Source organism: Caballeronia sp. EK (genome assembly GCF_014384845.1).
Taxonomy (GTDB): domain Bacteria; phylum Pseudomonadota; class Gammaproteobacteria; order Burkholderiales; family Burkholderiaceae; genus Caballeronia; species Caballeronia jiangsuensis.
On record NZ_JACSUE010000003.1, the window covers coordinates 355,596 to 378,575 of the forward strand.

Below are 22,980 nucleotides of genomic sequence, written 5' to 3' on the forward strand. Positions count from 1 at the left end.
CCTATTTTAACTTCAAGGTTGTCGAGAGCTTTTTGACGGCGTGACTTAACGCAGCGCGGAACAGGCTCGGGCGATGCGGCTCATTGCTTCGCGCAACTCGGCGTCGGACGCAGCATACGAGATGCGGAAGTGGCCCGGCAGTTCAAAGGCCGTTCCGGGTACAACTGCAACGCCGGCTGTCCGAAGGATGTACATCGCAAGATCGATATCGGTCGCGATCAGATTTGCAGATTCATCACGGGTGCCGAGCAGACCGACACAACCAGGAAAAGCGTAGAAGGCGCCGGGCGGAAGATCGCATGTCAGGCCTTTGATCCCACGCAAAGTATCGACGACATTGTCGCGGCGCTTGCGAAACTGTTCGACAAAACCGTCTAGGAAGTCCATCGGGCCATCCAGCGCGGCAATCGATGCCGCCTGACTGATCGAACTCGTATGAGACGTGGATTGCGACTGAACGAGATTCATCGCCTTGATGAGCTCGGCGGGTCCTGCTCCAAACCCTACCCGCCAGCCAGTCATCGCGTATGCCTTGGACACTCCGTTGATCGTCAGCGTGCGAGAAGCCAGTTCGGGGGTCACGGCGGCCGGCGTGGCGAAGGCCGAATCGTCGTAACGGATTTTTTCGTAGATGTCGTCGGCCATCACCCAAACATTCGGATGTCGCAGAAGCACCTCTCCTAACGCGGAGAGTTCTTCGGCGCTATAGACTGCACCGCTTGGATTCGACGGGGAATTCAGCATCAGCCATTTCGTGCGCGGCGTGATCGACTCTTCGAGTTGCGCGGGCGTGATTTTGAAGCCACTAGCAGCGCCGCAGCGGACAATGATTGGACGACCCCCGGCAAGCAACACCATCTCCGGGTAGGACACCCACGCGGGCGTCGGAATAACGACCTCGTCCCCGGGATTGATCGTGGCCTGAAGCGCGTTATACAGCAATTGCTTGGCGCCGCACCCTACCTGGATCTGCTCCGGTCGATAGTCGAGCCCGTTGTCGCGCTGGAATTTGCGTACCACGGCCTCGCGAAGTTCGACCGTACCGGCGACATCCGTATAACGCGATTCATTGCGATCGATCGCAAGTTTGGCAGCCTCGCGAACGTGCTCTGGCGTCGGGAAATCCGGTTCGCCCTGACTGAGCGCGATTACGTCCGCGCCTTCGCGTTTCAACTGATTCGCAAGGCGGGTCATTTCCTTCGTGGCGGAAGGTTTGGCGCCGAGGACCCGATTTGCCAGAAGTGTCGTTTCGATTGCGGTCATTCGATCGTTCCTATTTTGAGGCGAAGTTTCCATTTGGCCACCGCAAGCGGCACAAAGATGGAGAGCAGAAGCAAGAGGCTGTACGCGCAGGCGAGCGCCAGACGGTCACTGTCGACCTGCTGGAAGATTTCGATTGGCATCGTGCTCATACCGCCGAAATACAGCACGATCGTCGCCGACAGTTCGGACAATGTCGTGACCCACATCAGAACGGCGGCAGCCGCGACCGATGGTCCAATGACAGGCAGGACGACTTTGAAAAAGCTCTTGATCGGGCTAACCCCAAGACTCATCGACGCTTCCTCGATCGAGTCCTTCAGGTTATGAAGTGGGCCGATTGCAGCGCGCACGCTCGTAGGCACTTTGCGCAAGAAGTAGGCGAGCGCCATGATGACCCAGCTTCCAGTCAGGACAAGCCAGCCGCTGCCAAAGGTATTCGTCAAGGCGATCCCCATAACCGTACCGGCGACGGTCAGAGGAAGCGTGACGAGGACGTCCAGCGTATGCGAGAGCGCCGAACGTCGCTTCACGATGAGATAGGCGGCGGCAATTGAGAAGCATGTACCGGCGACGGTGGCGATCGTTGCGAGGAATAGCGAGTGATAGAGCGGCTCTGGCGCTTGAAACAAAACATGCGTCAAGTTGTCCAGCGTAAAGCTGCCATACCTCAGTACTGGACCGATCGACGGCGTGAACGCAGTCACAACGACAACGAGCGCAGGTAGCAGCGACATGACGACTACCAGCGACACACTGGACGTCGCTGCCACGGCGTGCCAACCCGATATCCTGGAGGATGCCGGTGTCCGCCCGGATTCCATCTGAAACTGTCGTCGCTCCACTACGATTTTCTGAAACAGCAGAGCGCCGGCTCCCAACGACACGAGCAATGACGCCATCGTGGTCTGCATCTGCGCACTGCCGCCCATTTCGCTGACAAACTCGTTGTATGCCTTCACTGCGAGAACGGGCGTCCGCGCGCCGATGATGGCCGGGACACCGAAGCTGCCGATGACGTGCGTAAAGACAATCATTGCACCGGCGAATACCGACGGAAGCAGCATCGGCAAGGTGACACCCGACAGCACTCGGCTCATCGGCCGACCAAGGCTAAGCGCAGCTTCTTCCAGATTGCGATCCATCGACTTCAGTCCGACGAAGACCGCTACAAACGCATAGACGTAGTTGTTAAGGGTCATCACAAATACGAGACCCCACCACGAATACAATGACGGCACCTGGAGTCCTGTCGGCGTGAGCAGCATATTCACCACCCCTTGCTTGCCCAGGATCAATACCCAGGCGGCGGCCACCACGACATCGGGCACCACGAGCGTGATGAATGGCAGCGCGCAAACCAGTCCCGCCAGAGGGAATGCGCAACGCGCAACAACGATTGCGAGTCCTCCGCCGACCAGCATCGAAGAGACGGTTACGGCACCCCCTAGGATCAGTGTGTTGAATAGCGCTTCGCGATACCCACGCTCAGAAAAAAAACGCACATAACCGCTGAAGTCAGCAGCGCCAGTAGAGTCGATCAGAGACTTGCCGAGCATCGTGCCTAACGGCCATAGCAAAAACGCGCACAACAAGGCAATTGAGAGAACGGCGAGCGCGAGCCATACGGGATCGCGCCGGAGGCTGCCTAACATAGCGTTCCCTCCACGATATGCGAAGAGTGCGGCACTCTCAACACAACAGACTCTCCCCTCGTTCGAAGCCGCGTGCCCTGTGAAGCGGAGGCATCGACGCGGATCGGTCCGATACTCGTCTGGACGGAGTATCCAACCGTGTGACCGCGATACTCGACCTGAACGATTGATCCGGCTATTTCCCCGTCCTTTACGGGCGAAGCGTCAGCGATGGAAATATCCGCTCCACGGACCGCCAGTGAAGCGCCGTCTGGAACATGCGCATCGCTTCTTGTGAGCAGAATGCCTGCTGGCGTTTCCATCCGTCGCAGACCATCGCTGCGGGAGGCCAACTCCTGAATGATCGGGATAACGTTGGCGCCGCCCACAAAGTCGGCGGCGAATGCGGTGCGAGGGCGTGTGTAAATTCCCAGTGGTGATCCGATCTGCACGATCTCGCCGCGGTTCATGACAGCGATCTGATCCGACACGGCGAGCGCTTCCTCCTGGTCGTGAGTCACGAACACTGTCGTTATCCCCGCTTCGATCTGCAAGGTGCGAATCATCGAACGCAGTTCAACGCGCAGTTTTACGTCGAGCGCTGACAGTGGTTCGTCGAGCAGCAATACTTTTGGTTCGATGACAAGAGCGCGAGCCATCGCCACCCGTTGCCGTTGGCCACCGGACAGTGCGGCTGGAGCGCGATCGAGAAAGGCGCCAAGTCCAACGCGCTCGAGCATCGAAGCCGATCGCTCAAATGCCTCCTGCCTCGCCATACCGCGAGCCAGCAGCCCGTATGAGACATTCGCCATCACCGACCGATCCGGGAAAAGTGCGTAGTCCTGAAACACGATGCCCACGCCCCGTCGGTGCACTGGAATTGACGTGACGTTCTCGTTGCCGAAAAGAACACGTCCACGGTCGGGCCGCACGAATCCGGCAAGCATTCGCAGCAAGGTAGTCTTGCCGCAGCCCGATGGGCCGAGCAGCGTGAAAAACTGGCCGCTTGGAATGACCAGGTCGAGTGAACGAAACAGCGTCTGCCGTCCGTAGCTCTGATCGATTTTTTCGAATGAAACCTGCATATCGGTTCCTCGCTCGCCCGTTACTTGGAGGCCACAATCTGGCGCCACTGCGAGAGGAATTCCGCGCGCGCTGCTTCCATCTGACTGGCGTCGAGCGCGATAACCTTGATATTGTCGAGCGCCGGAAGCGCAGACATCTTGCTCACGTCGATATCGGTCCGCAGCGGCCGCCGGAACGCACTTTTGAAGATCTCTGTCTGAACCGGCTTCGACGCGAGGAAATCGAAAAGTTTTCGAGCTTCCGATGGGTGTTTTCCACCGCGGATGAGCGCCATGCCTTCCGGTGAAAGGAAAGTGCCTTCAGCGGGATAGACCAGTTTGACGCTGTCGAGTTGACCGGCAACATACTGGTACGCGGCGTATTCCATAGTCACCGCTATAGCAAACTCTCCATTGGCGACACCTTGGTACGCGGCCGATGTCGTGCCGACGATGACTGCGTTGCGAATGATCTGCGCGTATACGCCAGGCGAAACCAACTTGCTCAGCCCATAAAGGGCGACATACGAGGCGCTGCTGAATTGCGGATCGGGGATAACAATTTTCCCTTTCCATTTTGGGTCTGCAAGGTCGTTCCAGCCTTTCGGTGCTTGCCCGCCCGGCGCCTGGCGAAGATTAGCCATCAGCACAGACACGTGCGTATTGGTTCCAAGCCAGAGACCTTGCTTGCTTCGATACTGCGCTGGAACCGCGCTCTCCTCCGGGGAGTTATAGGGCTGAAACTGATCCTGAAAAGCGCTGATCGTCGAGATTCCTCCCGACCAAAAGATATCGCCAAGCGGGTTAGCCGTTTCGGCTTTGATCCGCTGCATCAACGCTCCTGTTCCGGCACGGACAACCGAAACTTTGATGGCGGGATTCTGCTTTTCAAATTGCTCGACAACCTTGGCGACTGTTTCAACGTCGTTAGATGAATACAGCACGACATCAGCTGCCTGTGCCGGATGTTGCAACAAAGGCCCTATCATGATTGAAATGCATGCTAATTGAACCCGCTTCAACATTGTTATCCCCTTGGCACGATGGCGTGGTGCAGCTTTAAAACCTGGTTACGATGGAAAAAAGATATCATCGTAAAAATGACGGTTATATGATCCACTCCTGCTAGCATGAGTTTTTGTTATGGTGCCGAAATCGACGCTGCCCTTGACTGCGATACGTGTTTTCGTAACGGTCGGCAGGCATGGGAATTTCACGCGCGCGGCGGAAGCGTTGGGCATCACGCAAAGTGCGGTCAGTCGTCACATTGCAACGCTTGAGGCGCTGGTGAGATGTTCGCTGTTCGAGCGTCGGGGCCCCCAGTTGACGCTGACACCCTCAGGGGCTCAGTTTCACGACGCGGTTAAAGATGCGGTCTCGACGATTGAACTTGCTACCCTGCAACTCATGCAGGGTCAGCAGGAGCATGACCGAATCACCGTAAGAACGTCTATGCCAAGCTTTGCAATGACGGTTGTGATTCCAGCGTTGGGCGCCTTCACGATCAGTCATCCCGTGCAGATCGACCTTGTCACGTCTCTCTCACCGCCACAGCCACGCGAGCAGTTCGACGTCTTGATAACGAGAGATCTCAGCCTTCCGGACACGGAGAGTTGGGAACTCATCCAGGAAGAACTTGTTTGCGTTTGTTCGCCGTCCATGCAGTCAGCGCATCGTTCAAAGGCGCTGTATCGGTGGCCGCTGATAGCATCGCGCTCGCGACCGGACACCATTGCCGTCTGGGCATTGGCCAAGAACATCCCGCTCGAATCGCTCCAGGTCCATGCTGTGTACGACCACCTGTTTCTCGCCGTGGCTGCTGCAATCGGTGGCAACGGCCTTCTGATCGTGCCGCGTATTGTCGTGCAGGACCATTTGCAGACAGGGACACTGATTTTGGCCGATCAGGAAATAGTGGCGTCGGGGGCCATGTACGTGGCGTACGTCAATTCGCGGAGCCGACATGTGCAGATGGCACGGGTATTTTGTCGGTGGCTGAAAGGGATGTTGCGAGAGCGCAGTCAGAGCGCCTGATTGGCGCCCTTACCGCGCATTCACCCGAATTCAGCGAAGCTTCAAACGTACCGACGTGACCTAGGCGGACGCCGGCAGCACGTGATCGCGATACTGCTCGCGCAGACGCAACTTCTGCAGCTTGCCGGTCGCGGTGTGCGGCAAAGACTCGGCGAACACGACATCGTCCGGAATCCACCACTTCACGACCTTGCCCTCGAAATGCGCGAGCAGTTCCTCGCGCGTGACGGTGGCGTCAGGCTTGAGCACCGCCACGATCAACGGCCGCTCCGTCCACTTCGGATGCGAACACGCGATGCACGCGGCCTCCGCCACCTGCGGATGCGACACCGCGATATTTTCCAGTTCGATCGAGCTGATCCATTCGCCGCCGGACTTGATGACGTCCTTGCTGCGATCGGTGATCTGCATGAAGCCGTCCGGATCGATGGTCGCGACATCGCCCGTCGGGAACCAGCCGTCGACGAGCGGCGAGTCGTCGCGACGGAAATAGCGGTCGATGACCCACGGCCCGCGCACATACAGATCGCCGAAGGACTTTCCGTCCCACGGCAGCTCGGCACCGTCGTCGCCGACGACTTTCATATCGACGCCGAAGAGCGTGTGCCCCTGCTTCTCGAGCGAGCGGCGCTGCTCTTCGAGCGGACGCTGCTTCTGCCTGAAGTTCAGGCGGGCCAACGTGCCGAGCGGCGACATCTCCGTCATGCCCCATGCGTGGATCACCTGCACGCCGTACTCTTCCTCGAAGATGCGCAGCATCGCGGGCGGACACGCGGAGCCGCCGATCACCGTGCGCTTCAACGTCGAGAAACGCACGTTCTGCTGCTTCATGTAGGTGAGCAAGGCCATCCAGACAGTCGGCACGCCCGCCGAATACGTGACGCCTTCCGCCTCCATCAGCTCGTAGAGCGATTTGCCGTCGAGGTCTTTACCGGGGAACACGAGTTTCGCGCCGACGAGCGGCCCCGCGTGCGGAATGCCCCACGCGTTGACATGGAACATGGGCACGACAGGCAGAATCGCATCGCTCGACGACGCGCCCATCGCATCGGGCAGCGACGCGCCGTACGCGTGCAACACCGTCGATCGATGCGAGTACAGCGCGCCCTTCGGATTGCCGGTCGTGCCCGACGTGTAGCAGAGAAACGAGGCCTGGCGCTCGTCGAGCATCGGCCATTCGTAGTCGCCGTCATGCTCGCCGATGAGGCTCTCGTAGCTCATCACCGGCACGCTCATGTCCGACAGATGCTCGGCGATGCACGCGGCATCGCCGAGCGCGATCCAGCCTTTCACGTTCGGACACTGCGGCGCGATGAGTTCGACGAGCGGGCCGAAGGTCATGTCGAAGCAGACATAGGAATCGTCGGCGTGATCGATGATGAACGCGATCTGGTCGGGAAAGAGACGCGGATTGATCGTGTGGCACACGGCGCCCATGCCGCTCACGCCGTAATAGCACTCCAGATGTCTGTAGCCGTTCCATGCAAGCGTGCCGATGCGCTCGCCCTGTTCGACGCCGAGCGCGCTCAGCGCCTGCGCAAGCTGCTTCGCGCGCTTCTCGCAATCGCGGTACGTGTAGCGGTGGATGTCGCCTTCGATGCGGCGCGACACGATCTCGTTATCGCCGAAGTGGCGCGAGGCATGGGACAACAGGGACGACGCGAGCAGCGGTACTTCCATCATCTGGCCGTAGAGCGGCGACGTCATAGGCGGGGTCCTCGAATCTGTCGGATGCTGATCGGATGGCCGGGCCACGCTCCTGCAGGCCCGCGGGCGCGGAATTACAATATCGTTTAACTCAGAGGCGCTCAATATGTCGTTTTCCCCAAGCAATGCCGTACGCGCGACGCGCGACGAGACGCCCGCCGACGCGCGTTCCATGAGCGAAATCGCCGACGCGATCCGCGTCGGCGAGCCCGGTTCGTTCGCCGCGCTCGGCAGCGCTTTTCTCACGCGTCTTCCCGCCGCGCCGGTGCCCGAACCGTATCTCGTCGGGCTTTCGCGCGAGATGGCCGAAACGCTCGGTTTCGATCCGCAAGTCGCCGCCGGCCCAGAAAAAGATGCATTCGCCGCGTACTTCGCCGGCAATCCGACGCGCGACTGGGCGAGCGATTCGCTGCCCTATGCGGCCGTGTATTCGGGGCATCAATTCGGCGTGTGGGCGGGTCAACTGGGCGATGGCCGCGCGCTTACCCTGGGCGAGGTCCAGCACGATGGCGAGCGCCTCGAAGTGCAACTGAAGGGCGCGGGACGCACGCCCTACTCGCGCATGGGCGACGGCCGCGCGGTGCTGCGTTCGTCGATCCGCGAATTTCTGTGCTCGGAAGCGATGCACCATCTCGGCATTCCGACGACGCGCGCGCTCGCCGTCATCGGCTCGGATCTGCCGGTGCGCCGCGAGATTATCGAAACGGCGGCGATCGTCACGCGCGTATCGCCGAGCTTCGTGCGGTTCGGCCACTTCGAGCACTTCTATGCGAACGACCGCATCGACGATCTGCGCACGCTCGCCGATCACGTGATCGACCGCTTTTATCCGCACTGCCGCGACGCCGACGACCCCTATCTCGCGCTGCTCGACGAAGCCGTGCGCTCCACCGCCGATCTGATGGCGCAATGGCAAGGCGTGGGCTTCTGCCACGGCGTGATGAACACCGACAACATGTCGATTCTCGGACTCACGATCGACTACGGCCCGTTCGGCTTCATGGATGCCTTCAACGCGCATCACGTCTGCAATCACTCGGATACGCAGGGGCGCTATTCCTATGGCCGCCAACCGCAGGTCGGATACTGGAACCTCTTCTGTCTCGCGCAGGCCCTCGTGCCGCTCTTCGGCGGGAATCTGCCCGAGGAAGGACGCGCCGAGCGCGTGGTCGAAGAGGCGCAGAAGGTGATGGAGCGTTACAAGGATCGTTTCGGGCCCGCGCTCGTCGCGACGATGCGCGCGAAGCTCGGCCTCGAAGTCGAGCGCGACGGCGACGACAAGCTCGCCAACGGTCTCTTCGAAATCATGCATGCGAATCGCGCGGACTTTACGCTCACGTTCCGGAACTTGTCGAAGCTCTCGAAATCCGACGCGAGCCAGGATGCACCGGTACGCGATCTGTTCCTCGACCGCGCCGCCTTCGATACGTGGGCCGTGCAGTATCGCGAGCGCCTGGCCCACGAGCCGCGCGACGACGCAGCCCGCGCCGCGGCGATGAATCGCGTGAATCCGAAGTACGTGCTGCGCAATCATCTGGCCGAACAGGCGATCCGCCGGGCGGCCGAGAAGGACTTTTCGGAAGTGGAGCGCCTCCTGGACGTGCTGCGCCATCCGTACGACGAACAGCCGCAATACGAGGCTTATGCCGGCCTGCCGCCCAACTGGGCGAGCAACCTCGAAGTCAGTTGTTCTTCGTAGGATCGCCCTCATATACAAGGCCTTCCCGGCCAGACCAAAGGAACGAGAGATGAGCAGAGAAGACACCCCGACGAACTATCCGCTGCAGAAAGACGACGCCACCTACCGCCGTGAACTGGACGACATGCAGTATCAGGTCACGCGCCACGCCGTGACCGAGCGCCCGTTCACGGGCAAATACTGGGATCACGACGAGCGTGGCATCTACGATTGCGTGTGCTGCGGCACGCCGCTTTTCGAATCCGCCACGAAATTCGACGCCGGTTGCGGCTGGCCCAGTTACTTCAAACCGATCAACGGCGAAGTGATCCAGGAGAAAACCGACCGCACGCACGGCATGCTGCGCATCGAAGTGCTGTGCAAGAACTGCGGCGCGCATCTCGGTCATGTATTCGAGGACGGCCCCGCGCCGACCGGCCTGCGGTATTGCATCAACTCGGCTGCGCTACAATTCGAACCCAAGTAAGCGCGAGCCCGGCACCCTCGCTCGGGGAGCGACCGTGCCACGCCGTACCGACGCCCGCTCCGTTCGAGCGGGCGTTCTTCCCTCGCGCGCCTCGCATCCATCCGATGCCCATCACGTCCGGACGCCAATGAAATTTCTGTTCGATCTGTTTCCGATCATTCTCTTTTTCGTCGCTTTCAAGGTCTGGGGCATCTATACCGCGACGGCGGTGGCGATCGCGGCGACGCTCGTGCAGATCGCCTGGGTCGCGTTCCGTCATCGCAAGGTCGATCCGATGCTGTGGGTGAGTCTCGGCGTCGTCGTCGTGTTCGGCGGCGCGACACTCGTGCTGCACAACGACACCTTCATCAAATGGAAGCCGACGGCGCTCTACTGGCTGTTCGCGTTTGCGCTGATCGTCGCGCAGCTCGGCTTCAGAAAAAATCTGATCGAAGCGATGATGGGCAAGCAGATCGTGCTGCCGCATCGCGTGTGGGGACAATTGAACGTCGCGTGGGCCGTGTTCTTCGCGCTGCTCGGCATCGTGAACCTCTTCGTCGCGTATAACTACACCACGGATCAGTGGGTCAACTTCAAGCTCTTCGGCGCGACGGGCTGTCTCGTTTTGTTCATCGTCGCGCAGAGTTTCTGGCTCGCGAAACACATGAAGGAGGACGGACAATGAACGCATCGTTCGATTTCATGAGCGCGTCGGCGGCGGACAAGATCGCGCATCTCGAAGCGCGCCTGAACGAGACGCTGCAACCGCAATCGGTGCATATCGACGACGACAGCGCCGCGCACGCGGGCCATGCGGGCGCGGCGGCCGGCAGCCACTACACGGTGACGATCGTCGCGGCGTGCTTCGCCGGCAAGGCGCGCGTGGCGCGGCATCGGCTGGTGTATGATGCGCTGGCCGAGGAAATGCGGCGCGGCGTGCACGCGCTCGCGATCCGGGCTTACACGCCGCAGGAGTTCGCAGAACAATTCGAATAGACGCGCGCGCGCTTCATCACAAAGCTTTGCCTCTTAAATTCGCCTTTGAAGGCGTCTGTTTGCTCAGTTAGGAACCTCCGATGACTTTGAAAAAAACCCGCGTCTGGGTGTTGCTGGCTGCGTTCGCGGCTGCGCCCGCCTTTGCGCAAAACGTCGCCGTCGTCAACGGCACGCCGATTCCCACGTCGCGCGCCGATGCGCTCGTGAAGCAGCTCGTCGCGCAGGGTCAGCAGGACTCGCCGCAACTTCAGCAGGCCGTGCGCGAAGAACTCATCAACCGCGAAATCCTGATGCAGGAAGCCGCGCGTGAAGGCGTCGCGACGCGTCCCGACGTGAAGGCGCAGGTCGCCGTGGCGCAGCAGACCGTCGTGCTGCGCGCGCTGATCGAAGACTTCGTGAAGAAGAACACGCCGACCGACGCCGAGATCAAGGCGCGCTACGACCAGCTCGTCAAGCAGAACGGTGGCGGCAAGGAACTGCATCTGCATCACATCCTCGTCGCGGACGAAGCGCAGGCGAAGGATCTGATCGCGAAGATCAAGGCCGGCGCGAGCTTCGAAGATCTCGCCAAGCAATATTCGAAAGACCCGGGATCGGGCAAGAACGGCGGCGATCTGGACTGGTCGTCGCCTTCGGCTTATGTGCCGGAATTCGGCGCCGCCGCGGAGAAGCTGAAGAAGGGCGAAGTCACGCCGGAGCCGGTGAAGACGCAGTTCGGCTGGCACGTGATCCGCCTGGACGATTCGCGTGAAATCGCCCCGCCGCCGCTCGATCAGGTCAAGACGCAGATCGCGCAGCAGATTCAGCAGGAAAAGCTGCAGGCATTCGAAGAAGGTCTGCGAAGCAAGGCGGTGATCAAGTAAGCGTGCTTGCCTGATCGCCCCGTTCGCGCATCAGCGATCATGACAAAGCCGCCCTCGGGCGGCTTTGTTGTTTCTGACGCAAATTCTGACGCGAAGCGCGATCAGCCGAGGAAGCGTCGCGCGTTCTGGAACACGCGCAGCCACGGGCTGCCGTCGGTGGTCCAGTCGTCGGGCGTCCAGCTCATCTGCACGTTGCGATGCACGCGCTCCATGTGCGGCATCAGCACGGTGAAGCGGCCATCGGGCGTCGTCACGGACGTGATGCCCTGCGGCGAGCCGTTCGGGTTGAACGGATACTGCTCCGTCGCATTGCCGCGATGATCGACGTAGCGCATCGCGACCAGCGCCTGCGCCTGATCGCCCTGCTGCGAGAAGTCGGCGAAACCTTCGCCGTGCGCGACCGCCACCGGAATGCGCGAGCCTTCCATGCCGGCGAAGAAGATCGACGGCGAGCTCTGCACCTCGACGAGCGAGAAGCGCGCCTCGAACTGCTCCGACTTGTTGCGCGTGAACTTCGGCCAGTTTTCCGCGCCGGGAATGATCGACGCGAGACTCGACATCATCTGGCAGCCGTTGCAGATGCCGAGCGCGAAGGTGTCGGCGCGGCCGAAGAACGCGGCGAACATGTCGGCGAGACGCTGATTGAAGCGGATCGTCTTTGCCCAGCCCTCGCCCGCGCCCAGCACGTCGCCGTACGAGAAGCCGCCGCACGCAACCGCGCCCGCGAAATCGGCGAGCGTCGCTCGGCCTTCGAGCAGGTCGCTCATGTGGACGTCGTGCGCATCGAAGCCGGCGCGATCGAACGCGTAGGCCGTTTCGAGATGCGAGTTCACGCCCTGCTCGCGCAGAATCGCGACACGCGGACGTTTTCCCGTCGCGATGAACGGAGCGGCGACGTCTTCGGCCGGATCGAAGCTCAGCACGGGCGAAATGCCGGGGTCGGCGGCATCGAGCAGCGCGTCGTATTCGGCATCCGCGCAGGCCGGGTTGTCGCGCAGACGCGCGATACGCCAGCTCACCTCGCTCCACGCGCGATGCAGCTCGGCGCGCGGCGCATCGAAAATCTTCTTCGCGTCGCGATAGATCTCGATCGCGCCGTTTTCGTTCGGCTTGCCGATCACATGCGAGCACGCCGACAGGCCATGCTCGCGCAGCGCGCCGAGCACCGCGTCGCGGTCCGATGCGCGCACCTGCACCACCGCGCCGAGTTCTTCCGAGAACAGCGCGCGGATCGTGCGATCGTCGCGGCGGCCGCTCGTCTGCTTTGCCCAGTCCTTCGCGTCGCCGTAGTCGGATTCGTGTTCGGCGTCGAGCGTCAGCATGTCGACGTTCAGCGACACGCCCACGTGACCCGCGAACGCCATTTCGCAGACCGTTGCCCACAGGCCGCCATCGGAGCGGTCGTGGTAGGCGAGCAGCTTGCCGTCGGCGTTGAGCGCCTGGATCGCGGCGAAGAAGCGCTTGAGGTCTTCGGGATCGTCGACGTCGGGTACGGCATCGCCCACTTGCTGCGTCACCTGCGCGAGGATGCTGCCGCCCATGCGGTTGCGGCCGCGGCCCAGATCGATCGCGATCAGCACCGTGCCGGCGTCGTTGACGAGCTGCGGCGTCAGATGACGGCGCACGTCTTCCACGGGCGCGAACGCCGAGATGATCAGCGACACCGGCGACACCACTTCGCGCGCGCCGCCGCGTGCGTCCTGCCACTTGGTGCGCATCGACAGCGAATCCTTGCCGACCGGAATGCTGATGCCGAGCGCCGGGCACAGCTCCATGCCGATCGCCTTCACCGTCTCGTAGAGCGCGGCGTCTTCACCGGCGCTGCCGCACGCGGCCATCCAGTTCGCCGACAACTTCAGCTTGTTCAGCGATTCGATCGGCGCCGACGCGATGTTCGTCACCGCTTCGCCCACCGCCATGCGTCCCGATGCGGGCGCGTCGATGACGGCGAGCGGCGTGCGCTCGGCCATCGTCATTGCTTCGCCGCGGAAGCCCGCGTAGTCCATCGTCGTGACCGCGCAATCGGCGACGGGCACCTGCCACGGACCGACGAACTGGTCGCGCGCGGTCGTGCCGCCCACCGAGCGATCGCCGATGGTGATGAGGAACGACTTGCTCGCGACCGTCGGATGCTTCAGCACATCGACCGCGACCGCCGACAGCGGCAGGCCGGTCACATCGACCGGCGTGAACTGCGTGCTCTCGCGCTTCACGTCGCGATGCATCTTGGGCGGCTTGCCGAGCAGCACGTCCATAGGCATATCGACGGGTTCCTGGCCTTCGTTCGCGTCGTCGATCAGCTTCAACTGGCGCTCTTCCGTCGCCACGCCGACGACTGCCACCGGGCAGCGTTCGCGCTCGCAGATGGCCTGGAACGCGGGCAGATCGGCGGGCGAGATCGCGAGGACGTAACGTTCCTGCGCCTCGTTCGACCAGATTTCGCGCGGCGAAAGACCGCTTTCTTCGAGCTGCACCTTGCGCAGATCGAAACGCGCGCCCTTGCCCGCGCCATCGACGAGCTCCGGGAATGCATTCGAAATGCCGCCCGCGCCGACGTCGTGAATCGACAGGATCGGATTGCCGTCGCCCATCTGCCAGCAGGTGTTGATGACTTCCTGCGCGCGGCGCTGGATTTCCGGATTGCCGCGCTGGACCGAGTCGAAGTCGAGCTCGGCGGTGTTCGCGCCGGTCGCCATCGACGACGCCGCGCCGCCGCCCATGCCGATGCGCATGCCCGGCCCGCCGATCTGGATCAGCAGCGTGCCGGCCGGCAGATCGTTCTTGTGCGTGTGCTGATCCGAAATATTGCCGATGCCGCCCGCGATCATGATCGGCTTGTGATAGCCGCGCACGCGGCCCGCGACGTTCTGCTCGTAGGTGCGGAAGTAGCCGCCGAGGTTCGGGCGGCCGAACTCGTTGTTGAAGGCGGCGGCGCCGATCGGCCCGTCGATCATGATCTGCAACGGCGACGCGATGCGGTCGGGCCGGCCGTACGGCGCGTGCTGGTCGGCCGGATTGCGCGATGCGAGCGGCACCGCGGCATCGCGATCGTTTTCCCATTTTTCGCGCGCGTCGGGGAAATCGAGATTCGACACCGTGAAGCCCGCGAGACCGGCCTTCGGCCGCGCGCCGCGGCCCGTCGCGCCTTCGTCCCGGATTTCGCCGCCGGAGCCCGTCGCCGCGCCCGCGAACGGGGAAATCGCGGTCGGGTGATTGTGCGTCTCGACCTTCATCAGCGTGTGGGTCATTTCCACATGACGCTGATACTGCTCGTCGCGGCCGCGCGGGAACCAGCGTTCCGCGATGCCGCCCTGCATGATCGCCGAGTTGTCCGAATACGCGACGATCGTGCCTTCGTGATTCAGCTTTTCAGTGTTGCGGATCATCTGGAACAGCGACATGTCCTGCTTCTCGCCGTCGATGGTCCATTCGCCGTTGAAGATCTTGTGGCGGCAGTGCTCGCTGTTGGCCTGCGCGAACATCATCAGTTCGACGTCGGTGGGATTGCGCTTCAGATCTTCGAACGCGCTCACCAGATAGTCGATCTCGTCGTCCGCGAGCGCGAGGCCGAGTTCGATATTCGCGGCTTCCAGCGCCTTGCGGCCCGCGCCGATGATATCGACCGTCTGCAAGGGCTTGGCGGGCAGTTCATCGAAGAGATGCAGCGCCTGATCGCGCGATGCCGCGACGCTTTCCGTCATGCGGTCGTGCAACGCATCCGCGACGGCCGCGCGCGCTTCGTCCGACAGCGCCTTCTTGCCGCCGAGAAAGCCGCTTTTCATGATGACCGAGTACTCGACGCCGCGCTCGATGCGCCGCACCTTCTCGAGCCCGCAGTGATGCGCGATGTCGGTCGCCTTGCTCGCCCACGGCGAAACCGTGCCGAAGCGCGGCACGACCATGAAAGTTTCGACGTGGCCGCGTTCCTTCGATGCGTCGAACGGCGCGCCGTAATGCATCAGCGCGTCGATGCGGCTGGTGTCATCGTCGGTGAGCGGCTCGGACGCGTTGACGAAATGCAGATACTGGCCGCGCACGCCGACGATATTCGCGTCGATGCGGGCGAGCGTTTCGAGAAGGCGGGTCTGACGAAAATCGGAGAGGGCCGAAGCGCCGGGGAAACACGAGAAGTGGGCCATTGTGACGGTGCGTCGATGACGTCTGTGTGCCGCTCGCGCGACGCTCGCATTTTTGCGAATCCAGAAAATTCGCAAATTCGGACTCGAGCGCGCAAAACGGCGTGAGGCGAAAGGAAGACCGCGATTATAACCCGGAAGCGTCTCGAAATCGGCCGGGGCGGTCCGGGCGAACGGCGCACGGCGGCGGCCCGGCGATACCGAATGCATCGAATGCTCATCTCGAAATCACTGGGGCTTGCCCGGCCGCGCTCGACGGAGCGCGCCGCGCGGCCCACGACCACGCGGCCTGCCGTCCCTCGCAAACGATTTTGGCGCTATCATGGCGCGCTTTCTTCGGGTCCGGCGTTGAGTCGCGCAGCCGGGTCCGTCGTTTTACCGTCAAAGCGCGCGGCTTCGGGCGCTTCCGCCCGCGCGTCACGCCGCGCAGCACTGCAATCTCGCGCCTTCGGGCACAAAAAAAGTCATGGATGTCATCGTCATCGGCGGAGGAATCGCCGGCATCGCCACCGCTTATCAGTTGCATGCGGCCGGGCATCGCGTCTGCGTGATCGAGCGCCACGCGACCGTCGCGCAAGGCGCGACCTACGGCCAGGGCGGCCCGCTTCTGCCCTCGCCGCTCGATGTCTGGTTCGGCCCGACCTTCATGGCGTCGAGCCGCTCGAAGCAAAGCGGCATGGTGGTCAAGACCGGCTTCGATTCGGCCGCCCGCGATTTCATCAAGCAACTCGCGACGCTGCGCGATCCCGACGCGTTCGCGGCGCAATACGCGCATCTGCAGCCGCTCGTCGAGTTGTCGCGACGCGTGCTGGCGGACATCGAAAGCCGTCTGGAACTCGATTTCGAGCAACGCCGCGGCATGCTGCACGTATTCCGGCAGCCGCGCGAACTCGAAGACGCGCAGCCGGCCATCGATCTGCTCAAGGGCTGCGGCGTGCCGTACCGGCTCCTGACGCCCGAGGAATGCGTCGCCGTCGAGCCTTCCGTGCCGGACTATCCCGAATTCGCGGGCGGCGTGCTGCTGCCCGAGGAACGCACCGCGAACTGCCCGCTCTTCACGAAGCAACTGAAGCAAGTACTCGAAGACGACGGCGTGCAGTTCCGCATGCATCGGAGCGTCGCGTCGGTGCGGCTGGACGGCGCGCGCGCCGCGGTCGAACTCGGCGATCCGAACGAAGCCAGGAAGCGCAGCGCCGACGTCGAGTTGATCACCGCGGATGCGATCGTCGTCGCGGCGGGCACCGGCACGACGGGGCTCGTCGGCGGCGTGAAATCGGCGTCCTCGCTCTTTCCGCTGCGTGTGCACACGCTGACCGCGCCCGTCGCGTACGAGGAGCGCGTGCCGCATCTCACGGTCGTCGATACGGTCAAGCGCATCACGATGACGCGCGTGAACCAGCGGCTGCGCGTGGGCGGCGCGGGCGTGTTTCAGAGCGCGTCGAAGGCCGACAAGCCGCTCGACGCCACGCTGTCCCGGCGCGCGCTCGATTTGCTCGGCCAGGGCACGCACGACTGGATTCCGGGCGCCGCGCGAGTCTCCGCCGCGCGCGCGTGGGACGGTCTGCGGCTGATCACCGCCGACGGGTTGCCGATCGTCGGCGCGGCCCGCCATCCGCGGCTTTTCGTGAGCGCGGCGCACGGCCCGGCGGGCTGGGGCCTCGCGTGCGGGTCTGCTAAAGTGATCGCGGACCTCGTCTCCGGCGTCACGCCCGATTTGCCCGCCAGCACGCTCGCCGCGCTGAGCATCGAACGCTTCTAGCGACCTCGCGGCGCGCGCCGCGACGGGCACGATTGCTGCGAAAACGCCGGGTTTCCGATCGCCCTTCCCGCCGCCGCCATGACCGCTGCCCGCTCGCCCTACTTCTGCCCCAAAGACGGTCCGCTCGCGCTGCTGACGCTCACCGAGCTACGCACGCTCGAAGCGCGCGCAGCCGCGGCGCTGCCGCCCCACACGCTGATGGCGCGCGCGGGTGCGGCCGCCGCGCAATGCCTCATCGACTTGTTCGAGCACGATCCCGATTCGCGCGCACGGCCGGTATGGCTCGTGGCCGGTCCCGGCAATAACGGCGGCGACGCGCTCGTGATGGCCGAGCGGCTGCATCGCGCGGGGATTGCCGTGCGCGTATGCATGCCGGTCGAAGTCAAGCCCGACGACGCGCGCTGGGCGGTCGAATCGGCGCGCGCGGCGGGCGTGCCGATCGACGGCCAGCCGCCCGCATCGTTCGACGGCTTCGGCTGGCTCGTCGACGGCATGTTCGGCATCGGTCTCACGCGCGCGCTCGAAGGCGTGTTCGCCGATATCGCCGCGCGCATGACGCGCCGTTGCGCTGCTTCCGGCCGCGTGCTCGCGCTCGACGTCCCGAGCGGCCTGAACAGCGACACCGGCGCGCCCGTGAACGGCGGCGAAGCCGTGCGCGCGACCGACACCATCACGTTCATCGGCGCGAAGCCGGGTCATTTCACGTCGCAGGGCCGCGATCTGACGGGACGGCTCTTCGTTTCGACGCTGGAGATCGAATCGAGCGCCACGCCCTCGATCGTGCTCAACGCGCCCGCGCTGTTCGGCGCGTGCATGCCGCCGCGCGACAACGCGACCAACAAGGGCACGTTCGGCTCGCTTGCGGTGATCGGCGGCGATACCGGCATGTGCGGCGCGCCGATTCTCGCCGCGCGCATGGCGCTCTACGGCGGCGCGGGAAAAGTGCACGTCGCGTTTCTCGGCGACGGCTTTCCGCCCTACGATCCGCCTCATCCCGAACTGATGCTGCATCGCGCCGACGGCTTCGCGCTCGACAGGATGGACGCGCTGTCGATCGGTTGCGGCATGGGCACGAGCGAGCGCGCGAAAAACGTGCTCGCGGACGTGCTGAAGCTCGACGTCCCGAAACTCCTCGACGCCGACGCGCTCAATCTCGTCGCGAAAGACGAGGCGCTCGCGTCCGCCGTCGCGGCGCGCGGCGCTCAGGGCGATCCGTGCATTCTGACGCCGCATCCGCTCGAAGCGGCGCGCCTCCTGCAAAGCGACGCGAAAACCGTTCAGGCCGACCGCATCGCCGCCGCGCGCCAGCTCGCCGCGCGCTATGCGGCAATCGCGGTGCTCAAGGGCTCGGGCACGGTGATCGCGTCGCCCGATGGCCGCGTCTCGGTGAACCCGACCGGCAACGCCGGCCTCGCGACCGGCGGCACCGGCGACGTGCTCGGCGGATTAATCGGAGCATTGCTCGCGCAGAAGCTGCCGGCTTACGAAGCCGCGCTCGCGGGCGTCTATGTGCATGGGCTCGCCGCGCAGACACTCACCGACGACGGCATCGGCCCGGCCGGACTGACCGCGGGCGAACTCGCCCCCGTCGTGCGCGGTCTCATCAACCGCCGCTTTTACGCGGGGCACGCGCGAAGCTGACGGTTTTCGGGCGCTCGCCTGCAAGGCCCGCGTGACGCTTTGCAAGCATCCGGTCATGCATCGTCGCTATACTCTTTTTTGATTCGGGCAACCGCGGCCGCTCACTCGTGTTTCAGTCGCGTTCACCAGACACGACACGCACAGGCAAGCCGAGCCGCAATCGCACGAACGTATTCCTCTGTCACTCTCAGACTAACGGACCGCTCATGACCCAAAACTCGATGCTCAATTCGCTTCCTGCCTGGTCGGCGCTCCAGTCGCATTACGATGCCATCTCCGGCGAGCGTCTGCGCGACTGGTTCGCGCCCGAGCACGACACCGCGCCGACGCGCGCCGAGCGCCTGACCTTCGAAGGCGGCGGCCTCGCAATCGACTTCTCCAAGAACCGCGTCAAGGACGAAACGCTCAAGCTGCTCGTCGAGGTCGCACAGCAAGCCAAGGTCACCGAACGCCGCGACGCGATGTTCCGTGGCGATATCGTCAACATCACCGAGCATCGCGCGGTGCTGCATACCGCGCTGCGCGCCCAGTCGTCCGATGCGCCCTTCTACGAGCAGGTGCAGAAGGAAAAGGCCAAGATGGCCGCCTTCTCCGACCGCGTGCGCGACGGTTCCTGGAAAGGCTATAGCGGCAAGCGCATCCGTCACGTGGTGAACATCGGGATCGGCGGCTCGGACCTCGGGCCGAAGATGGTCGTGCACGCGCTGCATCATCTCGCGTCGAAGGATCTCGACACGCACTTCGTATCGAACGTCGACGGCGCCGATCTCTGGAGCGTGCTCCAGCAAGTCGACGCCGAAGAGACGCTCGCGATCGTCGTCTCCAAGACTTTCACGACGCTCGAAACGATGACCAACGCGCATTCGATGCGCGACTGGTTCCTGAAATCCGGCTGTCCCGAAGATCAGTTGTCGAAGCATTTCGTCGGCGTCTCGGCAAATCCGGCCGAAGTGGTCAAGTTCGGCATCGCGAAAGAAAACGTGTTCGAGATGTGGGACTGGGTCGGCGGCCGTTACTCGCTTTGGTCGGCGGTGGGTCTTTCGATCATGCTCTCCGTCGGTCCGCAGAATTTCGACGCGCTCCTGCAAGGCGCGGCCGCGATGGACGAGCACTTCCGCACCGCGCCGCTCGACAAGAACCTGCCCGTGCTGATGGGCATGATCGGCATCTGGTATCGCAACTTCTTCGGCTCGCAGAGCGATCTGATCGCGCCGTATTCGCAGGCGCTGCACTATCTGCCGTCCTATCTCCAGCAACTGGAGATGGAAAGCAACGGCAAGTCCGCGCGGCTCGACGGCAAGATGGTCGACTATCCGACCGCCGCCGTAATCTGGGGCGAGCCGGGCACGAACGGCCAGCACGCGTTCTTCCAGATGCTGCATCAGGGCCCGACGCTGATCCCGATCGACTTCATCGCCGTGATGACGCCGGAGCATCCGCTCGTCGATCATCACGCGAAGCTGCTCGCCAACTGCTTTGCGCAGAGCGAAGCGCTGATGCTCGGCCGCACGCTGGAAGAAGCGAAGAAGGTGGCCGGTCCGGGCAAGGAAGAACTCGCGACGCATCTGAGCTTCCCCGGCAATCGCCCGACCACGACCATCATGCTCGATGCGCTCACGCCGCAGTCGCTCGGCGCGCTCATCGCGCTGTACGAACACAAGGTGCTCGTGCAAGGCACGGTGTGGGACGTCAACTCGTTCGATCAGTGGGGCGTGGAACTCGGCAAGATTCTCGGCAAGGTCGTCGAGGCCGATATCACCGCCGCGAGTGTCGATGCGGCCAAGCATGATTCGTCGACCTCGGCGTTGATCGCGCGTGCGCGCAGTGCGTTGAAGCGCTGACGCCCGGCTTTGTCGTCGATGGCCCGCGACGCTTCGGCGTTGCGGGCCTTTTTACACGCCGAGACCGTTGACGAGGCGCCCCGCTTCGATCGTCACCGTGGCATCGCAACGTTCGGCGAGTTCCTGATCATGCGTGACGAGCACGAGCGTCGCGCCGTTGCGGCGATTCATCTCGAACATCAGATCGATGATCGCGTAGCCCGTGGCGGCATCGAGGCTGCCGGTGGGTTCGTCGGCGAAGAGCACGGCGGGATGCGTGACGAACGCGCGCGCGAGCGCGACGCGCTGCTGCTCTCCGCCGGACAGCACCTTGGGATAATGTCCTGTGCGCTGCGCCAGTCCGACCTGATCGAGCAGCGAACGCGCGCGCGCGGCGATCTCGCTGTGCGGCGTCTGGGCGCGCAACTCGAGCGGCAGCATCACGTTCTCGAGCGCGGTCAGATGCGGCATCAACTGGAACGACTGGAACACGAAACCGACGGCGCCGCTTCTGAGCGCGGCGCGCTCGTCTTCGTTCAAGGTGGACAACTCCTTGCCGAGCAGACGAACCGAGCCCTCGCTCGCGCTGTCCAAACCCGCGAGCAGGCCGAGCAATGTCGACTTGCCCGAGCCCGATGCGCCGACGATCGCGACGCTGCTGCCCTTCGCGATCGACAGATCGATGTGATCGAGAATCGTGAGCTCGCCCGTTGCGTCCTTCACTCGCTTGCTTAATCCCCGTACTTCGATGACCGGCTCGATATTGTTTTGCATGGACACCTTGAAAATAAACTTGCGCGGCCTCGTTACCGCGTTCGCGATGATGACGGCATGTTGTGCGACCGCGCACGCCGCGGATGCGCAGGCGGCATCGCAACCGAAGCCCGCGATCGTCGTGCTGGGCGATAGTCTGTCGGCCGAATACGGTCTGCCGCGCGACACCGGCTGGGTCAATCTGCTGCGCGACAAGCTGGCGAAGGAGCGTTTCGATTATAGCGTCGCCAATTCGAGCATCAGCGGCGACACCACGAGCGGCGGGCGCGCGCGCCTGACCGCGGTGCTTTCGCGCATCAAGCCTGCGGTCGTGATCGTCGAGCTCGGCGCGAACGACGCGCTGCGTGGCGTTCCGCTCGCGACGACGGAGACGAATCTGCGCGGCATCGTCGATGCATCGCAGGCCGCGCACGCGAAGGTTTTACTCATCGGCATGTACGTTCCGCCCAACTACGGCCCCGACTACACGCAAAAGTTCCACGCGGTCTATGAGCGTATCGCGAAGGACAAGAACGTGCCGCTCGTGCCGTTTCTGCTCGCGGGCATCGCTGACAAGCCCGCCATGTTCCAGGCCGACCAGATTCATCCAACGGTGCAGGCCCAGCCTTTGCTATTGGATAACGTCTGGCCAACCTTGAAACCCTTGCTGGGCGCCAGTGCGTCGCACTAACGAAGACGCCGGACGCGCGACAGCTTTAGCAATCCAACGCGGAGCACGGCCAAGATTCAGATCTCTGAGACTTTCGCGTAACTCTTATAACCCCGCTCGTTTCGTGAGCGACTCTACAAGGAGGTCACGTGAAATTTATCCCTCTCCTCGCCCTGACCGTTGCGATCTCGGCCTGCGCCGCTCAGCCGCCTGCCGGCGTGCAGCAGGTCGGCACGAGCCAGAAGGCGCCGAAGGTCGTCGCGCAATGCGTCGCCCAGAAGTGGGCCGACGCGTCGCAGCAGCAAGTCGTGTCGCAGGACACGCTGGCGAACGATCAGGCCGTCGACGTGTACGTTCCCGGCCAGCAACCGCCGAGCGGCGCTGCGGCTGTCGTCCGTCCGGCATGGTCGGGTTCGGGCACGTGGGTCGGTTTCCGCGCCTCGGGCGCTGCCGGCAGCCAGGCCACCGGCGATATCCAGGCTTGCCTGTAAGCGACTTT

18 protein-coding genes are annotated in these 22,980 nt (G+C 63.3%); 11 read left to right on the plus strand and 7 right to left on the minus strand.

The annotated features are described in order from the left end of the window. Nucleotides 1–45 precede the first annotated feature (45 nt). From IAG25_RS10315 to IAG25_RS10330, 4 genes are read right to left on the minus strand one after another with little or no spacing between them, the layout of a single operon-like run. The gene (locus IAG25_RS10315) at nucleotides 46–1,263 is read right to left on the minus strand and encodes a pyridoxal phosphate-dependent aminotransferase (protein ID WP_187604770.1); all 1,218 of its coding nucleotides are present in this window, start codon (nucleotides 1,261–1,263) and stop codon (nucleotides 46–48) included. Continuing rightward, nucleotides 1,260–2,915 (minus strand): ABC transporter permease, encoded by a 1,656-nt coding sequence (locus IAG25_RS10320; RefSeq protein ID WP_187604771.1) that lies wholly within the window; start codon nucleotides 2,913–2,915, stop codon nucleotides 1,260–1,262. The genes IAG25_RS10315 and IAG25_RS10320 overlap by 4 nt, the downstream gene beginning before the upstream one ends. Further along, complete coding sequence (locus IAG25_RS10325; protein WP_187604772.1) at nucleotides 2,909–3,979, minus strand: ABC transporter ATP-binding protein; 1,071 nt, start codon at nucleotides 3,977–3,979, stop codon at nucleotides 2,909–2,911. The genes IAG25_RS10320 and IAG25_RS10325 overlap by 7 nt, the downstream gene beginning before the upstream one ends. Before the next feature lie 20 nt (nucleotides 3,980–3,999). Further along, entirely contained in the window at nucleotides 4,000–4,983 is a 984-nt protein-coding gene (locus IAG25_RS10330; protein WP_187604773.1) for an ABC transporter substrate-binding protein, read from the minus strand. 118 nt (nucleotides 4,984–5,101) lie between these two features. On the opposite strand from IAG25_RS10330, the gene IAG25_RS10335 reads away from it, so the two are divergent. Continuing rightward, nucleotides 5,102–5,992: a LysR family transcriptional regulator gene (locus IAG25_RS10335; protein WP_187604774.1), complete on the plus strand. Its 891-nt coding sequence runs from the start codon at nucleotides 5,102–5,104 to the stop codon at nucleotides 5,990–5,992. 60 nt (nucleotides 5,993–6,052) lie between these two features. On the opposite strand, the gene IAG25_RS10340 is transcribed toward IAG25_RS10335, so the two are convergent. Then, on the minus strand, nucleotides 6,053–7,699 hold the full coding sequence (locus IAG25_RS10340; RefSeq protein ID WP_187604775.1) for a 3-(methylthio)propionyl-CoA ligase: 1,647 nt from the start codon (nucleotides 7,697–7,699) through the stop codon (nucleotides 6,053–6,055). Between the two features lie 172 nt (nucleotides 7,700–7,871). On the opposite strand from IAG25_RS10340, the gene IAG25_RS10345 reads away from it, so the two are divergent. The 5 genes from IAG25_RS10345 to IAG25_RS10365 all read left to right on the plus strand — a co-directional run bounded on the left by IAG25_RS10345 (nucleotide 7,872) and on the right by IAG25_RS10365 (nucleotide 11,702). Continuing rightward, complete coding sequence (locus tag IAG25_RS10345; protein ID WP_255503649.1) at nucleotides 7,872–9,398, plus strand: protein adenylyltransferase SelO; 1,527 nt, start codon at nucleotides 7,872–7,874, stop codon at nucleotides 9,396–9,398. A 49-nt stretch (nucleotides 9,399–9,447) separates the two neighbouring features. Next, nucleotides 9,448–9,864: a peptide-methionine (R)-S-oxide reductase MsrB gene (gene msrB / locus IAG25_RS10350; RefSeq protein ID WP_035498674.1), complete on the plus strand. Its 417-nt coding sequence runs from the start codon at nucleotides 9,448–9,450 to the stop codon at nucleotides 9,862–9,864. 127 nt (nucleotides 9,865–9,991) lie between these two features. Continuing rightward, nucleotides 9,992–10,528 carry a septation protein A gene (locus tag IAG25_RS10355; protein WP_062266040.1) on the plus strand — a complete coding sequence of 179 codons (537 nt, stop codon included), beginning with the start codon at nucleotides 9,992–9,994 and terminating at the stop codon, nucleotides 10,526–10,528. Continuing rightward, nucleotides 10,525–10,839, plus strand: a complete 315-nt coding sequence (locus IAG25_RS10360; RefSeq protein ID WP_187604777.1) for a BolA family protein — start codon at nucleotides 10,525–10,527, stop codon at nucleotides 10,837–10,839. Before IAG25_RS10355 ends, IAG25_RS10360 begins: the two co-directional genes overlap by 4 nt. 80 nt (nucleotides 10,840–10,919) lie before the next feature. Continuing rightward, a complete protein-coding gene (locus IAG25_RS10365; protein ID WP_187604778.1) occupies nucleotides 10,920–11,702 on the plus strand; it encodes a peptidylprolyl isomerase in 783 nt (260 codons plus the stop codon). 101 nt (nucleotides 11,703–11,803) lie between these two features. Here the strand turns inward: IAG25_RS10365 and purL are convergent, their stop codons facing one another. Next, nucleotides 11,804–15,841, minus strand: coding sequence for a phosphoribosylformylglycinamidine synthase (purL, locus tag IAG25_RS10370; protein ID WP_187604779.1), 4,038 nt, complete (start codon nucleotides 15,839–15,841; stop codon nucleotides 11,804–11,806). A 463-nt stretch (nucleotides 15,842–16,304) separates the two neighbouring features. Here purL and IAG25_RS10375 point away from each other — a divergent pair, with 463 nt between their 5' ends. The 3 genes from IAG25_RS10375 (at nucleotide 16,305) to pgi (ending at nucleotide 21,079) form a co-directional block, all read left to right on the plus strand. Further along, nucleotides 16,305–17,597, plus strand: a complete 1,293-nt coding sequence (locus IAG25_RS10375) for an FAD-dependent oxidoreductase (RefSeq protein WP_187604780.1) — start codon at nucleotides 16,305–16,307, stop codon at nucleotides 17,595–17,597. Between the two features lie 78 nt (nucleotides 17,598–17,675). After that, nucleotides 17,676–19,238, plus strand: coding sequence for an NAD(P)H-hydrate dehydratase (locus IAG25_RS10380; RefSeq protein ID WP_187604781.1), 1,563 nt, complete (start codon nucleotides 17,676–17,678; stop codon nucleotides 19,236–19,238). Nucleotides 19,239–19,444: 206 nt separating this feature from the next. Continuing rightward, entirely contained in the window at nucleotides 19,445–21,079 is a 1,635-nt protein-coding gene (gene pgi, locus IAG25_RS10385) for a glucose-6-phosphate isomerase (RefSeq protein WP_187604782.1), read from the plus strand. A 51-nt stretch (nucleotides 21,080–21,130) separates the two neighbouring features. Here pgi and IAG25_RS10390 read toward each other — a convergent pair whose 3' ends face one another. Beyond that, nucleotides 21,131–21,832, minus strand: a complete 702-nt coding sequence (locus IAG25_RS10390; RefSeq protein ID WP_035498685.1) for an ABC transporter ATP-binding protein — start codon at nucleotides 21,830–21,832, stop codon at nucleotides 21,131–21,133. On the opposite strand from IAG25_RS10390, the gene IAG25_RS10395 reads away from it, so the two are divergent. Together IAG25_RS10395 and IAG25_RS10400 are read left to right on the plus strand one after the other, a co-directional pair. Further along, entirely contained in the window at nucleotides 21,831–22,502 is a 672-nt protein-coding gene (locus tag IAG25_RS10395; protein WP_222946455.1) for an arylesterase, read from the plus strand. The genes IAG25_RS10390 and IAG25_RS10395 overlap by 2 nt on opposite strands. Nucleotides 22,503–22,630: 128 nt before the next feature. After that, on the plus strand, nucleotides 22,631–22,972 hold the full coding sequence (locus tag IAG25_RS10400) for a hypothetical protein (protein WP_187604784.1): 342 nt from the start codon (nucleotides 22,631–22,633) through the stop codon (nucleotides 22,970–22,972). Nucleotides 22,973–22,980: the final 8 nt, after the last annotated feature.

What these genes read in the sequence shown, in the direction of transcription:
- IAG25_RS10360 (WP_187604777.1), top strand. Translation starts at nt 10,525, where the DNA reads ATGAACGCATCGTTCGATTTCATGAGCGCGTCGGCGGCGGACAAGATC.
- msrB (WP_035498674.1), top strand. Translation starts at nt 9,448, where the DNA reads ATGAGCAGAGAAGACACCCCGACGAACTATCCGCTGCAGAAAGACGAC.
- IAG25_RS10355 (WP_062266040.1), top strand. Translation starts at nt 9,992, where the DNA reads ATGAAATTTCTGTTCGATCTGTTTCCGATCATTCTCTTTTTCGTCGCT.
- IAG25_RS10365 (WP_187604778.1), top strand. Translation starts at nt 10,920, where the DNA reads ATGACTTTGAAAAAAACCCGCGTCTGGGTGTTGCTGGCTGCGTTCGCG.
- IAG25_RS10395 (WP_222946455.1), top strand. Translation starts at nt 21,831, where the DNA reads ATGGACACCTTGAAAATAAACTTGCGCGGCCTCGTTACCGCGTTCGCG.
- IAG25_RS10340 (WP_187604775.1), bottom strand. Translation starts at nt 7,699, where the DNA reads ATGACGTCGCCGCTCTACGGCCAGATGATGGAAGTACCGCTGCTCGCG.
- IAG25_RS10320 (WP_187604771.1), bottom strand. Translation starts at nt 2,915, where the DNA reads ATGTTAGGCAGCCTCCGGCGCGATCCCGTATGGCTCGCGCTCGCCGTT.
- IAG25_RS10325 (WP_187604772.1), bottom strand. Translation starts at nt 3,979, where the DNA reads ATGCAGGTTTCATTCGAAAAAATCGATCAGAGCTACGGACGGCAGACG.
- purL (WP_187604779.1), bottom strand. Translation starts at nt 15,841, where the DNA reads ATGGCCCACTTCTCGTGTTTCCCCGGCGCTTCGGCCCTCTCCGATTTT.
- IAG25_RS10330 (WP_187604773.1), bottom strand. Translation starts at nt 4,983, where the DNA reads ATGTTGAAGCGGGTTCAATTAGCATGCATTTCAATCATGATAGGGCCT.
- IAG25_RS10315 (WP_187604770.1), bottom strand. Translation starts at nt 1,263, where the DNA reads ATGACCGCAATCGAAACGACACTTCTGGCAAATCGGGTCCTCGGCGCC.
- IAG25_RS10345 (WP_255503649.1), top strand. Translation starts at nt 7,872, where the DNA reads ATGAGCGAAATCGCCGACGCGATCCGCGTCGGCGAGCCCGGTTCGTTC.
- pgi (WP_187604782.1), top strand. Translation starts at nt 19,445, where the DNA reads ATGACCCAAAACTCGATGCTCAATTCGCTTCCTGCCTGGTCGGCGCTC.
- IAG25_RS10380 (WP_187604781.1), top strand. Translation starts at nt 17,676, where the DNA reads ATGACCGCTGCCCGCTCGCCCTACTTCTGCCCCAAAGACGGTCCGCTC.
- IAG25_RS10335 (WP_187604774.1), top strand. Translation starts at nt 5,102, where the DNA reads ATGGTGCCGAAATCGACGCTGCCCTTGACTGCGATACGTGTTTTCGTA.
- IAG25_RS10375 (WP_187604780.1), top strand. Translation starts at nt 16,305, where the DNA reads ATGGATGTCATCGTCATCGGCGGAGGAATCGCCGGCATCGCCACCGCT.
- IAG25_RS10390 (WP_035498685.1), bottom strand. Translation starts at nt 21,832, where the DNA reads ATGCAAAACAATATCGAGCCGGTCATCGAAGTACGGGGATTAAGCAAG.